The following is a 13,074-nucleotide window of genomic DNA, read 5'->3' as shown; positions in this document are numbered from 1 at the left end:
AATAGCGGGAAACATGTGGATGCGATGATCTCTTATAATTCTATTTGTAAGCGCTATCCAATGGAGTCTGAGGAGGAATAATAATGAGAAAGTTTTTCAAGGCATGGGAAAGTAAGAAAGGAATTGTGGCTATACTGTCCACGGTTATGTTGCTAGCCATTCCAACAGTGGCAGGAGCAGCGACAACTACACTAAGTCCATCAGATGATTCCTATGTGCATGAAGGTAACCCGACAAACAATTATGGAACAGCCACTTCGTTGTATGTGAAGAATGACCCAGGTGCATCTAGGTACACGTATCTCAAGTACAGCCTATCTGGCCTATCGGGTGTAACGAGTGCGAAGCTCCGAATGTATGGCAGCGCATCCTCGAATACGGTCTTATCGGCCTATCAGACGTCAGACAGCTGGACGCAATCTGCGATTACCTGGAATACCAAACCAACGGTAGACAGCTCAGCAGGTAGTGTTGCCATCAATACAACAACAACGTACAACGAGATTGATGTTACAGCGTATGTGACTGCACAAGCGGCGGGAGATGGTGTCGTTTCATTTGCACTTCAAGAAAGTGTAGGTAAATACACAACATTGAATAGTAATGAGAATGCGTCGAATAAGCCGCAGCTTGTTGTCGTTAGCGGTGGTGGCACGAGTGGGGATACCCAAGCGCCGACAGCACCTAGTGGGTTTAACGGCACAGCAGCTTCCAGCAGCCAAATTAATCTCAACTGGAGCGCATCGACAGATAATGTTGGTGTAACGGGATATGATGTATACCGAAACGGATCATTCCTTAAGTCCGTAACAGGCACTTCCACGAGTGATACGGGATTAACGGCGTCTACCTCGTATAGCTACTATATCAAAGCTAAGGATGCGGCCGGCAATGCTTCTGGTCAAAGTAGCACCATCAATGTAACAACGTCTGCGGGAACGCCGCCAACCGGTTGTACGAATGCACTGACAACAACCGCTGCCATTCAAAATGCCATGAAAAATGCGACGGCAGGGACCATCATTCTACTAGCTCCTGGTACTTATGTAGGAGATCGTTCGACTAGTGGTGACCCAGGTGGGCAGGGTTTATTCTTTTCGGACAAAAACGGAACCGCTTCAAACCCTATTATATTGAAAAGTTGTGATGCAGCTAATCCTGCTGTGCTCAAAGGGGTGAATGTAAATGATGGCTCCTATGGTATTCACTTGACGGGTAACTATTGGCAGATTCGTGATATTGAAATCATGAATGCGCAGAAAGGAATAATCATCGACAACGGCAATAACAATCTGTTGAACAATGTGGAAGTTCATAATGTTGGCGATGAGGGGATCCATTTCCGGGATGGCAGTTCCTACAATACATTGTCGTATTCGCTTATTTACAATACAGGCTTGTATCAAGCAGGGTATGGGGAAGGAGCGTATGTTGGCTCCGACTCCGGATCTAACTATGAGCATGTTGTAACAGGGAACGTGATTAGTCATACAAATTTCGATGGCGGTATTACAGCAGAGCATATTGATGTGAAGGAAGGCGCGAGTGGAACGATTATCGAGTACTGCACGTTTAATGGTACGGGGATAAGTGGTGCAAACAGTGCTGACAGCTTTGTTGACGTAAAAGGTGTGAATACCATTGTCCGCTACAATCAAGGATATCGGAATGGTAACGCGAATGTCGTCGATGCTTTCCAAGTCCGTACGCATGGTACGGCCTATGCGACAGGTGTGAACAATTCTTTTAACAATAATACCGTCAATTTGGATAGCTCAGCAGGATACGTGGTTTATGCAACGAGTGCGGCAACAGGAACTACGGCGGCGAATGATGTGCGAACAGGCGGAGGAAATCTGTATAACTCGAATGTGAACGAATAAGGTAGTGCAGGAGTCCTAAAGGGCTCCTTTTTGCCGTGTGTGACAAGCTAAATATCGACATTCTGTCATAAGTATGGGATTATGAGGAGAAGAGTTTGGCAACTATTACGCAGGGAGTGAAAGGCATGTCACGCAAGTGGGAAAGAATGGTAAGTAAAAATACGAAAAAGGCAAACCTGACCCGTACCAAGCAAGGGAAGGCACCTATTTCAACGGACCCGGATCGTCCGGTCGTATTTAAAGGAAGAAGTATTATGTTGGCTGCGTTTTTCATCGTTGTCTCGCTCTTTTTGTTGTTTACGTTGACGAAAACCGAAGGGGACAAAATGTACTGGTATACAACGCTTAGCTATTTGGTTGTTGGTGTACTCATTTATTTCGTACGCAGACCGTATTTGCGAGTCACCAAAACAAATCTCTCGAAGCGAGGTCTAGCCAGAGAATTAGTGCTCGGTGCTGAAAATATTAAAGAGATTGTCCACGCGCCTGGTCAAATTATCATCGAGCTTACGGGTAAGTCTCCTCGTTGGGTATATAACAAAACGTTGAACCGTTTTGATATCGCGGCGATGGCGTCTAAACTGAAGAAATTTGCTGAAACCAATAAAATTTCCTTTGTAGATAAAACAGTATAGATAAGAAGCCTCCAATTCCACTATATGTGGGTTGGGGGCTTTTTTGCGTGGAAACGAGAATTGTTAAAACAATCCGGATTGCTGAATTGTCGCATAAAATTGATTGAACTCCTCGATCGTCAGCTGCTGCTGAGCATCTGAAAGAGCTGTGGCCGGATTCGGATGGACTTCGACCATGATCCCATCCGCGCCAGCGGCCAAGGCAGCCTTGGCACATGGTGCGAAGATGTCCTTGCGTCCCGTCGAATGGGTCACATCGACCAGCACCGGCAAGTGGCTCTCCTGCTTCAGAATCGGAACTGCTGAGATGTCAAGTGTATTTCGCGTCGCCCGCTCGTAGGTTCGGATGCCGCGTTCAATTAACATCACCTGCGTATTGCCGCGAGATAGGATGTACTCGGCAGCATGTAGGAATTCATCGAGCGTAGCAGACAAGCCACGCTTCAACAGGATCGGAATACGAACTTCGCCAGCGGCTTTCAATAGTTCAAAATTGTGCATGTTTCTCGCGCCAATTTGGATCACATCGATGTACTGACCCGCGATTTCAATATGTGCGGGATCCACGATTTCGCTGATCGTCTGGAGTCCGAATTCATCGGCGACAGTTTTAAGGATCTTCAAGCCATCTAAACCTAAGCCTTGAAAATCATAAGGTGATGTTCGAGGCTTGAAGGCACCGCCGCGCAGCACGGTTACGCCAGCGCTCTGTAATGCGGCAGCAACGGTACGAACTTGCTCAATACTTTCCACGGAGCATGGCCCAGCAATCATGATCGGCTTGCCTCCGCCAATAGTGGCAGGACCAAGATGAATGAGGGTATCTTCCTGTTGCCGCTTACGACTAACAAGCAGTTGCTTTTTGTGAACCGTTTGTTGTAAGGTCAGCGAGGCTTGGAATATTTGTTTAAAAAGGTGACGAATTGTATCGTCGTCGAAAGGGCCTGTATTCCGAGCAACCAAGGCGTCTAGCATTTTCTTCTCGCGAAGTGGATCGAATTTGGGCACGCCCTGCTTTTCCTTCTCCTGCCCGATCTCTTGGGTAATGCGTGCTCTTTCGGAGAGCAGCTCCAGCAGATTCTCATTTATTTCATCAATTCGATTTCTAAGGTCATCTAACTTCGTATTCTCCATCTATGTTCACCCTTTGGTTTTAAAACATTTCAGCCTTACAGCTTTGACTTCTATGCGCTTAAACCAATTTATGTTACAAGACAGCCAATGTGCAATATCTTTCAGTAAAAAAGGTGTTTATATCCATCCTACAGCTCATAACCAATGATTGGATCGAAACGTCTTATATAACGGGTATCGGACACGGAAGACAGCAGCTTATTGCGTAAGTAGATCAGAATCGGGTTCTCGAGTTGTACCATTCGTCCCATCGACCGAGACATCCGCACAATTCGGTTTACTCGAGCCATTCGCTCCTTCTCATATGCTGAAAGTGCAATAGGAATATCAGGGTTTCGGAGGCACCTTGCCAGCACGATGGCATCTTCAATCGCCTGCGCACCTCCTTGTCCCAAATTGGGCATCATCGGATGTGCGGCATCGCCGAGAAGCGTCATCCTGCCTGAACTCCACCTTGGCAAGGGGGGACGGTCAACGATGTCATGAGCCAGTATGGTTGATGCTTCCGTTGCTTCAATAGCAGACACGATTGGACTGTACCAACCATAAAAATGACGTAGCACCTCAGACTTTCTATCTTCTACCAGTGGCAGTTTTCCTTGAGGTGAATTAATCGCGGCAAACCAGAATACACGACCGTTGCCGAGACGTGAGAGACCGAAACGTTTTCCTGGTCCCAATGCCTCGAAGCCCCCGCCACTAGTTGCGTTGCTGGCCTCCTCCTGCGTACAAACGCCTCTTAAAGCCATATATCCCGAATAGCGGACGGGGCTTAGACCAAAAAGTCGTTCTCGTACGGCAGAGTGAAACCCGTCGGCACCAATAATGACATCGGCTTCCTCTTGCGTACCGTCTTTGAACACAGCGAGTACTCCTCGCTCACTCCGCTTCTCATCGACCCATAGTTTATTGGTCTGGATAGGCGTTGCTGCCGTTACTGCTTGCACAAGAATAGCTTGCAAGTCAGCTCTATGAATGACGTAACTTTGCGTTCCGTATCGTGCCGCTTGTTTGGCAGCTGGAAGACTTGTAATTAATGTGCCATCCCAGCTTCGAATGTCAGCCTGAACAACAGGTGCCCCTACGGTACGGACGGTTTCCCCAACGCCAAGTAGATCGAGTGCTTTCATGGCATTGGCTGCGAGCACGATTCCAGCCCCGGCTTCCCTCAGTGATGATGCCTTGTCGAAAACCGACACTTGCCATCCCTGCTGCTGAAGTGATAGTGCTGTACATAATCCACCGATTCCCGCTCCAATGACTATCGCTTTCCGTGTCGTTCCTACACCCATGTGTTTATCCTCCGGCTTCGTAAGATCGTCGCTATATGTCTTAGTCTCATCATAAACAATGAGAGCGCCGATCACCACCCAAAAAGTATATCAAGCTCATATTCGCTTAGAATTATTTGGGAGACACTTTTGGAGGTAGTCATTTTTTTGCTAGATTCGGAATAATAGTTTAGGAGGGAGAAGGAGGGGAGTATGCTATGCTCACACTAAGATCATGGACGGGCTTGTTTCAACGGGGAGCAGCGGAAACGGAAATTTACCACACGGTTAAAGTGAGGGCACCGCGGGATTATTTTGACCGAGCAGATGCTTTCTTGGAGGATATTGTTTATACATCAGAAGAAGAGTTGAGTGGAATTAACAAAACTTTTCTAGTTAAACTATTATTTGATAATTTTATGGATCATGTGCGCAAGGGCAAAGATCTATATACATACATTTTACAGCTTAGAAGTAAATTTGGGGGCATTGTTGCCAGTGCAAACTCGAATGAGCGACCGAATGGGGGGCCAGTGCCTGGCTTTCAATGGGGACTTTCCTTTCAGGAGGGCCATTCGGACAGTGCGGCATATTTAACGCTTAACGTCAGATTGCACCCAGCCGAGGCCAATCGGATGCGTGTTTTTTTCGACGATATGAATTGGAAACATCATCAATCGCTTAATATGGAGATGAATGAGCTCTTATCTCTGCTTTTTATAGAATTTATTACAGAACTTCGGAATGGATTAACGGAGGAGACGAAGGAAGAGATTGTAGCAGCTATTGTTCATAAATGGGAAGAGCAATAGCGTGCTATCACTGAATGAGTGGTTCTGTGGAAGAACGAACAATGAGCACGGCTTCTTATATAAAAAATATAAGGAAAGAGCCACTCTCTACGTTGGTTGGAGGTGGCTCTGTAGTGTCAACTGTCCAAGTTAGATTCTTCGATCCAATGGATTCGTTTCATAATCATGTCAGCTAGAGTCGCTTCCGCGGCTGAAAACTCCTTCTGTAACTGAGTAACGACAGGACGAATTTTATTCATTGCTGAAAGCGTTTGGTTTTGAGAATTAGTGATCCGACCTTGAACTATCCAATCTGCAATGAGGCCGTCAAACCAGTAGTCAGCCATTTTCAACGTGCCGCTGATATCAATCTCAATCTGAAAACTCCGATTCAAGTCGTTTAGTTCGTCGCGGAAATTCAGGATCTGGTGATTAGCCTGATGAATAAACCGTTTGGCTTCATCCACATGGGTATGCTTTGCGTGGGTGCTAATCAAGCCACCGCCGCCCCATAAGTCCCATTTCCCCCAATTTTCTGCCCTCTCCAAACTATTGGAAGCATCCGCCAAGGAAGCTAGAACAAGCTTTCCGGCAGTCATCGCTTCTTGCAGCTCTTTAACCAAAAGTTTCTGATCGTCGATGTTGTCGTCCATTCTTTCAAGTTCTCTTGATAATAAGGGGGCGTTTAAGAGTGCGGATTCCTTCACAGCCATTAGTTTCTTATAGTCGTCTGCTGCACGCTGATAGTTGGCAAGGTCGTCACCGACTTGAATCAAAGTATTCTGTGCATCCAGAAGGGACTGTTTGGCTGTTTCTAACTGAAGTGCAGCGGTTAGGACTTGTTGCCGTTCCATTTCAAGTTGCTCGGACTTACTGCGAAGAATCGTGTGAAACAAGTTCGTAAGTGACAAGCGAGTTAACTTATCTACATCTGCCTGCTCGGATTCAAGCTGCAACTCAAGCCTTCGTATGAGACGTTCCTGCTCATATACTCTATTCAGAAGATCTTCTCTTTTGCGTTCTGCTTTGTGCAGCCGAAACATCCGTTCTTTCGCTACCCTCAATTGTAGGTTTAAATTATCTGGCATCTTCATCCCTCGTTTCCCAGCATTTGTTAGATGGCATCCTTTTTAAATACGTTTTCATCGGTTGTGGGTTTCGGAATTTCTTACATATACAATATGTGACTTCAGTATGGTATAATTCATACTTTGTAAGTTTAGAGAGAAATAGGAGAAATCATATGATTACCAAACAACTTTCACCACTTGTTCAAACACTAGATTTGAAACCCCACCCTGAGGGTGGATGGTACAAAGAGCTATGGAAAGCCTCTTTCGAAATCCCAAAAGAAGTACTGCATGCAGCATACTCTGGTTCGCGTTACGCAGCAACATCGATCTATTTCCTGCTTCATCCAGATGAGTTTTCGGAGTGGCATACCGTTTTGTCCGACGAGTTATGGTTATGGCACTCAGGCAGCCCGATTGCGCTTACTTTAGGAGGAACTAATGAGCAGCCTAATGCTACTCAGGAAATTATTCTAGGACCTGATGTGCTGAACGGTCAGCATCCACAAGTTCTTGTTCCAGCACATGTATGGCAAATGGCACGACCGCTAGGTGATGAACCTGTTCTGGTTTCCTGTGTAGTTGCACCAGGGTTCCATTATGATGATTTCAAATTAATTAAGAAATAATCTGGCATAGCTCTATTTTGCCTCGTGTCGTGTAATTTGGTATCTTGAAGATAAGAATGATTTTAAGCGTAAAGCATACGCCGCTAGCTCTTTATTTGGAGCTGGCGGCGTTTTATTTAGATGAAAATTCAAAGAACAGGATTCCCTTCTTCGTGTGGAGATTTTGTAAGCTTTCCGCCATTCGCACGCTAGCGCACAAACATTGTGCGCAAGAGTAGTATGCCGGTCGGCGATCATACGCTAGCGCACAAACATTGTGCGCAAGGGGAGTAACCCGGCCGGCGAGTGCACGCTAGCGCACAAATATTGTGCGCAAGGGGAGTAACCCCGCCGGCGATCGCACGCTAGCGCACAAATAATGTGCGCAAGAGGACAGTTCCGGCCGGCGATCGCACGCTAGCGCACAAAAATTGTGCGCAAGGGGAGTAACCCGGGCCGGCGAGTGCACGCTAGCGCACAAACATTGTGCGCAAGAGGGGTAACCCGGCCGGCGATCGCACGCTAGCGCACAAATATTGTGCGCAAGGGGAGTAACCCGGTCGGCGAGTGTACGCTAGCGCACAAATATTGTGCGCAAGGGGTGTAACCCGGCCGGCGATCGCACGCTAGCGCACAAATATTGTGCGCAAGAGGAGTAACCCGGCCGGCGATCGCACGCTAGCGCACAAATATTGTGCGCAAGAGGAGTAACCCGGCCGGCGATCGCACGCTACGCGCCTGCTCACTCTATACGCACCAACCACACATCCCACACAATAAACGTAATAAAACACATATTCACATCGATTGTTGTACAATAAAATGGAGTTATGGCAAGTAAATGAACGAGGTGGCAGCATGGTTAATATTTTGGTTGTAGATGATGAGCCGATGATTTGCAAGGGTGTTGCGACGATTTTGAAGCAGTCGAAGTTGGACATTAACGAGGTTTTCATCGCGTATAACGGATTTGAGGCGCTGGATTTTATACATTTAGAGAAAATAGATCTGGTATTTACAGATATTCAGATGGAGAAAATGAATGGCATTGAGTTAATCGAGAATATTTTCTTGGAGGATCCGTCCATTCCGATTGTGATATTGTCGGCACATGGTGAGTTTGAGTACGCGCAGAAAGCGATCCGTTTTGGAGCAAAAGAGTATCTAGTTAAGCCGATTACGCCGCCGCATCTCATTTCGGTAGTGACCAAGCTGTTGAAGGAAAAAGAAGAGAGGGGTCAGCGCTTCGCGAATTGGGAAGGCTCGCGTACCCTGCCTGGCCACATGACGCATGAGACGAATTATTATTTGAATGAATTGGTGACTGGCACGATCCACGAGTCCGAGGTCCCTACCATACAAGAGACACTGGATAATCGCATGAATGGCACGTATTTTAGCATGCTGACTATCAAATTATCATTAGAACGTGGCGGCATTCATGATCAGGAAATATCCACGTTGAAGGATCGCAGTTTGTTGAAATACGCCGCTCTGAACATCATGGAGGAAACTTCGAGCCAGTGGAGCCATCTTGTTTTCAATAATCACAACTCCATTTTCACATTACTGCTGCAAATTACGGAAGAGGAAAGCCGTGGCTCGATGCGCGTGAATCAGCTCTTGATGGTGGCTCAAATGATACATACGAATCTGTTGAAATATTTGAACGTGAAGAGTCAGATCGGCATCAGTCGGATCCGTGAGGGTATTACGCAGTGGCCGGTGATGTACAAGGAAGCGCTTGAGAGCTTAACTTGTTGTGAAACGAATAAAGGTCATTACATGTTCTATATTGAGGATAAAGACAGCATTAATCCGGATCCTGACGTAACCACTGCTGGTGTAGATGAGGCGAACAATCGAATCGTGTATGAGACGAAAATGTATATCGAGGGTCATTTCTGCGAAAAAGGATTGAAGCTGCAAGATATCGCAGATGCGGTGCATTTAAGTCCGAATTATTTGAGTTACTTGTTCAAAAAAGTGATGGGAACGAACATCTGGGACTACGTCACGAAGTTGCGGATGGAAGAAGGGAAGCGTCTCATTCTGACCACGGATAAACGGCGCTATGAGATTTCCGAAGAAATCGGTTACGAATCTCCGGAGCATTTTAGCAAAATTTTCAAAAAACATTTCGGAATTAATATCTCGGAAGTGAAGCAAACAGGTGCGTAACATACGACATACTAAGCGTAATACGACACATCGCCCTTGCCTTGAACTCCCCTTATAATCAAAAATGTAGCAACTACAAGTGAATGCGATTCGAAAGGGGAACCAAACATGAGAGCAAAGAAAGCGTCTACAATGAGTGCAATTGCGTTAACGGTATTGATAGCGGGGTGCAGTTCAAGTGCTGGAACATCAAGCACGACTAGCCCAGCGCCAGCGGTAAAAGAATCGACACCAGCGGCAGCAACGCCAGCACCTGCTGCGAAGAAAGTAACGATTACGGCGCAAAGCTTTAAAGCCGATCAAAAAGAGAAAAATGATCAGTTAGATCAGCGCATTGCTCGATTTAAAACAAAATTTCCGAATGCTGATTTCAAAAAAGACGACTGGCAGTACAATCCGCTCGAAATTGGGATAAAAATGGCTTCGAACAGCGCGCCAACGGAGTATACGACCTATGCAACGGAAGGCAAAGTACTTGTTGATAAGAAATGGGTTGCTGATATTACCGATTCCATGAGCTCATGGGCGCATGCCAAGGATATGAATGATCTGCTTTCCAAACCTTTTGTTGTTAATGGGAAAACATACGGTGTACCGATTGATGGTTACGTCATGACGATCACGTTGAATAAAAAGCTATTCAAAGAGAAAGGCGTAGACCTTCCGCCAATGGATTGGACATGGGACGATCTGCTAGCAGCAGCGAGAAAAATCAATGATCCAGCCAAAGGGATTGCAGGCTTTATTCCAATGGGGAAAGGTCCGGAAGCGGGTTGGAACTGGACGAATTTCCTATATGCTGCAGGTGGGGATGTACAGAAGCTTGATAATGGGAAAGTAGTCGGTGTGTTCAATTCGGACGCTGGTTTGCAAGCGCTTGAATTCTACAAGAAGCTGAAAGATGAGAACCTGATTCCGCAGAACTGGGCACTTGGTTATGGCGACGCTTTGAATGCATTTGCTCAAGGCCGTGGCGCGATGGTTATGTGTGGCAGCGGTAACGCAGCAGATACGGCGATCAACGAAGGCGGCATCAGTAAGGATGATCTCGTTGTGTATCCTATGCCTTCATTTACGAAAGGTGGCAAGCATACGGGCGTACTTGGTGGTAACTATCGTGTTATTAATCCGAAGAGCGACAAAGACCAGCAAGAAATGGCGTTTAAATGGATTACGGATGAGTATTTCACAGACGATTTCTTGAACTCTACGAAGAAAGAAATTGAAGATCGTAAAGGTAAGAACCGCGTGTACATTCCGCAACCGATCAACTACTGGAAAGATTCCTCTGATTTCGGTAAAAAGTATACGGATCTCTTAACGAAGTACGATAACGTGTTCAAATACGATCCGCAATTGCTAGCTCTATGGGACGGTAAGCCAGAAGCGCAATACGAAGCTCAAAAGTATTATACGGAAATGGCGAACGTCATTCAAAAAGTGTTTACGACGAAAGATGTGGACTTGAAAAAAGCACTGTCTGAAGCCGCGACCAAAGTGCAAACGGAAACGTTTGACAAAGTGAAGGTCGAATAGGTAAGCCTAACTTACTTCTGCCTGCGGCCGCTTAATCTGGAGTGGCTGCGGGTAGAGGTTTTCTCACTATAAGGAGTGTTTAGGATGGATGCAGAGCTGAGTTCACAACCGATCGTAGCAAGCAAAGTATCGAAAAAGAAAATGAACTGGTATTTATGGGGTACGCTGTTTATTTTACCGGAAGTCGTATTATTCATTATCTTTCTATGGGTGCCTATTTTCAAAGGGATTTTTTATAGCTTCTACAATGTTGATTTCGTAGATGGCAATCATTTTACTGGCTTAGCAAATTATGTGAGTATTCTAAAGGATGATCTGCTTTGGATTTCAATTAAGAATACATTGATCTATATGGCTTTAGGTATTATTCTGGGCTTCTGGGTCCCGCCGTTAGTGGCAATCGCGGTTTCGGAGCTTCGTCGGTTCCAAGGGGCAGCACGGATCATCAGCTATTTACCTAGTGCGGTGCCTGCCATTGTTTTGTACGGTATGTGGATGTGGTTTTTTGATGCCGTAGGGCCAATTAACAGTTTGTTGCAGAAAATAGGCATCGATCAAGTTTCGTTCTTTAGCCCGAAATTAGCGATGGCTTCGATTGTTGTTCTAGAAACATGGCAAAGCTTTGGAGCGGCTACATTAATCTACATTGCGGCGATCGTTGGGATTCCGAAGGATTTGTATGAAGCCGCTGAGATCGATGGCGCTAGTGTGTGGCAGCGGGTTCGTTATATTATTTTGCCTAGCATCAAAACTTTAATGGGACTACTGCTTGTTCTCCAACTAATCACGACCTCTCAAGGCTTCCAAGCACAATTATCAATGACGGACGGTGGTCCGAATAATGCAACGTTGACATACTTGTTATGGCTTAACCACACAGCGTTCCGCGATCTCGAATTTGGCAAAGCCAGTGCTATGGGCAGCTTAATGTTCTTTGTGCTCATTGGAATGAGCATCCTTTACAACGTCATGCAGCGCAGGAGTGAGAAAGCATGAAGCCAGGCGAACGAGGATTAATTTCCCAGCATGATTTCAAAAAAGGTTCCGTCAAACTAGGTTACACCCTCATGGTGCTGCTCGTTCTGGCGATTGCGGTTACGACCATCTATCCGTTTCTGAATACTTTTTTTGGATCTTTGAAAACGAGGGAAGAGTTTTTCACCTTTCCACCAACCTTTTTCCCGAAACATTGGATTTGGAAAAATTATGACGATGCGTTCAACAGCTTCGACCTTCCGTTGTTGACGTTTTTGAAAAATACGATTTTTATTTATATAGGAAATGTCGTGTGCTCCTTATTGTTTATCGGGTTAGCTGCCTATGCCTTATCTCATTTGAAAGTTCCATTCAAGCGATGGGTAACTCTTTTCTTCTTCTCGACACTGTTGATTCCGCCTGCGACGTATATCGTACCAAACTTTTTGAATTTGAAGAGCTTGGGGATGATTAATACCTACTGGGCCTTCTGGTTACCCGCGGCGGCGAATGCTTATTTTATGCTGCTGCTCAAAAATTTCTTCGATGGCATTCACAAAGAAGTGCTGGAAGCTGCGCGTATCGATGGGGCAAGTGAATTCAAATCCTTTATACGTATTGCAATTCCGCTGTCGATGCCAATTATTGGCACGCTGCTCATGCTGTCGTTCTCGACGACGTGGAATGATTTCTACTGGCCCAGTATTGTGATGACGGATAAAAGCATGTACCCACTCGCCACAGGTATTTATCGTTATGTGGTGTATTCCAATTCGGTCATTCCATGGAGTGTACGCTTCGCGGTGTTGACCATGGCGATGCTGCCGCCAGTACTGTTCTTCTTGATTTTCCAGAAGTTTATGATTCGTGGCTTATCAGTTTCCAGCGTGAAAGGATAGGGAGAAGCGTCCTTCAGAATGCGAATTCTGGAGGCGTTTTCTTTGCGTTTAAAGGAGTTTCCTTCGGGAATAGCGAACGTACTGATAGCCT

11 protein-coding genes are annotated in these 13,074 nt (G+C 45.9%); 8 read left to right on the top strand and 3 right to left on the bottom strand.

Going from position 1 to position 13,074, the window contains the following annotated elements; genetic code table 11:
* Positions 1 to 83: 83 nt before the first annotated feature.
* Both HQN88_RS37985 and HQN88_RS02955 read left to right on the top strand, forming a co-directional pair.
* Entirely contained in the window at positions 84 to 1,883 is a 1,800-nt protein-coding gene (locus HQN88_RS37985; protein WP_173108717.1) for a CBM96 family carbohydrate-binding protein, read from the top strand.
* Between the two features lie 125 nt (positions 1,884 to 2,008).
* The gene (locus HQN88_RS02955) at positions 2,009 to 2,518 is read left to right on the top strand and encodes a hypothetical protein (RefSeq protein WP_173108716.1); all 510 of its coding nucleotides are present in this window, start codon (positions 2,009 to 2,011) and stop codon (positions 2,516 to 2,518) included.
* A 63-nt stretch (positions 2,519 to 2,581) separates the two neighbouring features.
* Here HQN88_RS02955 and HQN88_RS02950 read toward each other — a convergent pair whose 3' ends face one another.
* The gene (locus HQN88_RS02950; protein WP_173108715.1) at positions 2,582 to 3,652 is read right to left on the bottom strand and encodes a bifunctional 3-deoxy-7-phosphoheptulonate synthase/chorismate mutase; all 1,071 of its coding nucleotides are present in this window, start codon (positions 3,650 to 3,652) and stop codon (positions 2,582 to 2,584) included.
* A gap of 128 nt (positions 3,653 to 3,780) precedes the next feature.
* On the bottom strand, positions 3,781 to 4,944 hold the full coding sequence (locus HQN88_RS02945) for an FAD-dependent monooxygenase (RefSeq protein ID WP_173108714.1): 1,164 nt from the start codon (positions 4,942 to 4,944) through the stop codon (positions 3,781 to 3,783).
* A 197-nt stretch (positions 4,945 to 5,141) separates the two neighbouring features.
* Between HQN88_RS02945 and HQN88_RS02940 the strand changes: the two genes are divergently transcribed.
* Entirely contained in the window at positions 5,142 to 5,735 is a 594-nt protein-coding gene (locus tag HQN88_RS02940) for a hypothetical protein (RefSeq protein WP_173108713.1), read from the top strand.
* 116 nt (positions 5,736 to 5,851) lie between these two features.
* Here the strand turns inward: HQN88_RS02940 and HQN88_RS02935 are convergent, their stop codons facing one another.
* Positions 5,852 to 6,802: a hypothetical protein gene (locus HQN88_RS02935; protein ID WP_173108712.1), complete on the bottom strand. Its 951-nt coding sequence runs from the start codon at positions 6,800 to 6,802 to the stop codon at positions 5,852 to 5,854.
* A gap of 158 nt (positions 6,803 to 6,960) precedes the next feature.
* Here HQN88_RS02935 and HQN88_RS02930 point away from each other — a divergent pair, with 158 nt between their 5' ends.
* The 5 genes from HQN88_RS02930 to HQN88_RS02910 all read left to right on the top strand — a co-directional run bounded on the left by HQN88_RS02930 (position 6,961) and on the right by HQN88_RS02910 (position 12,983).
* A complete protein-coding gene (locus HQN88_RS02930; RefSeq protein ID WP_173108879.1) occupies positions 6,961 to 7,413 on the top strand; it encodes a cupin domain-containing protein in 453 nt (150 codons plus the stop codon).
* Between the two features lie 837 nt (positions 7,414 to 8,250).
* The gene (locus HQN88_RS02925) at positions 8,251 to 9,573 is read left to right on the top strand and encodes a response regulator transcription factor (protein WP_173108711.1); all 1,323 of its coding nucleotides are present in this window, start codon (positions 8,251 to 8,253) and stop codon (positions 9,571 to 9,573) included.
* Between the two features lie 108 nt (positions 9,574 to 9,681).
* Entirely contained in the window at positions 9,682 to 11,109 is a 1,428-nt protein-coding gene (locus HQN88_RS02920; RefSeq protein ID WP_173108710.1) for an ABC transporter substrate-binding protein, read from the top strand.
* A gap of 84 nt (positions 11,110 to 11,193) precedes the next feature.
* Entirely contained in the window at positions 11,194 to 12,105 is a 912-nt protein-coding gene (locus HQN88_RS02915; protein ID WP_246320010.1) for a carbohydrate ABC transporter permease, read from the top strand.
* Positions 12,102 to 12,983 carry a carbohydrate ABC transporter permease gene (locus tag HQN88_RS02910; protein WP_173108709.1) on the top strand — a complete coding sequence of 294 codons (882 nt, stop codon included), beginning with the start codon at positions 12,102 to 12,104 and terminating at the stop codon, positions 12,981 to 12,983. Before HQN88_RS02915 ends, HQN88_RS02910 begins: the two co-directional genes overlap by 4 nt.
* The last annotated feature ends 91 nt before the right edge of the window (positions 12,984 to 13,074 follow it).

It is taken from the genome of Paenibacillus qinlingensis (assembly GCF_013204845.1).
Classification (GTDB): domain Bacteria; phylum Bacillota; class Bacilli; order Paenibacillales; family NBRC-103111; genus Paenibacillus_E; species Paenibacillus_E qinlingensis.
Note: the sequence above shows the minus strand (reverse complement) of the source record. Positions and strands in the feature narration are given on the sequence as shown.

Bases quoted from the DNA above. Each gene is read 5' to 3' on its own strand.
- HQN88_RS02945 (WP_173108714.1), bottom strand. From the start codon at position 4,944: ATGGGTGTAGGAACGACACGGAAAGCGATAGTCATTGGAGCGGGAATC.
- HQN88_RS37985 (WP_173108717.1), top strand. From the start codon at position 84: ATGAGAAAGTTTTTCAAGGCATGGGAAAGTAAGAAAGGAATTGTGGCT.
- HQN88_RS02940 (WP_173108713.1), top strand. From the start codon at position 5,142: ATGCTCACACTAAGATCATGGACGGGCTTGTTTCAACGGGGAGCAGCG.
- HQN88_RS02925 (WP_173108711.1), top strand. From the start codon at position 8,251: ATGGTTAATATTTTGGTTGTAGATGATGAGCCGATGATTTGCAAGGGT.
- HQN88_RS02920 (WP_173108710.1), top strand. From the start codon at position 9,682: ATGAGAGCAAAGAAAGCGTCTACAATGAGTGCAATTGCGTTAACGGTA.
- HQN88_RS02935 (WP_173108712.1), bottom strand. From the start codon at position 6,802: ATGCCAGATAATTTAAACCTACAATTGAGGGTAGCGAAAGAACGGATG.
- HQN88_RS02955 (WP_173108716.1), top strand. From the start codon at position 2,009: ATGTCACGCAAGTGGGAAAGAATGGTAAGTAAAAATACGAAAAAGGCA.
- HQN88_RS02915 (WP_246320010.1), top strand. From the start codon at position 11,194: ATGGATGCAGAGCTGAGTTCACAACCGATCGTAGCAAGCAAAGTATCG.
- HQN88_RS02950 (WP_173108715.1), bottom strand. From the start codon at position 3,652: ATGGAGAATACGAAGTTAGATGACCTTAGAAATCGAATTGATGAAATA.
- HQN88_RS02910 (WP_173108709.1), top strand. From the start codon at position 12,102: ATGAAGCCAGGCGAACGAGGATTAATTTCCCAGCATGATTTCAAAAAA.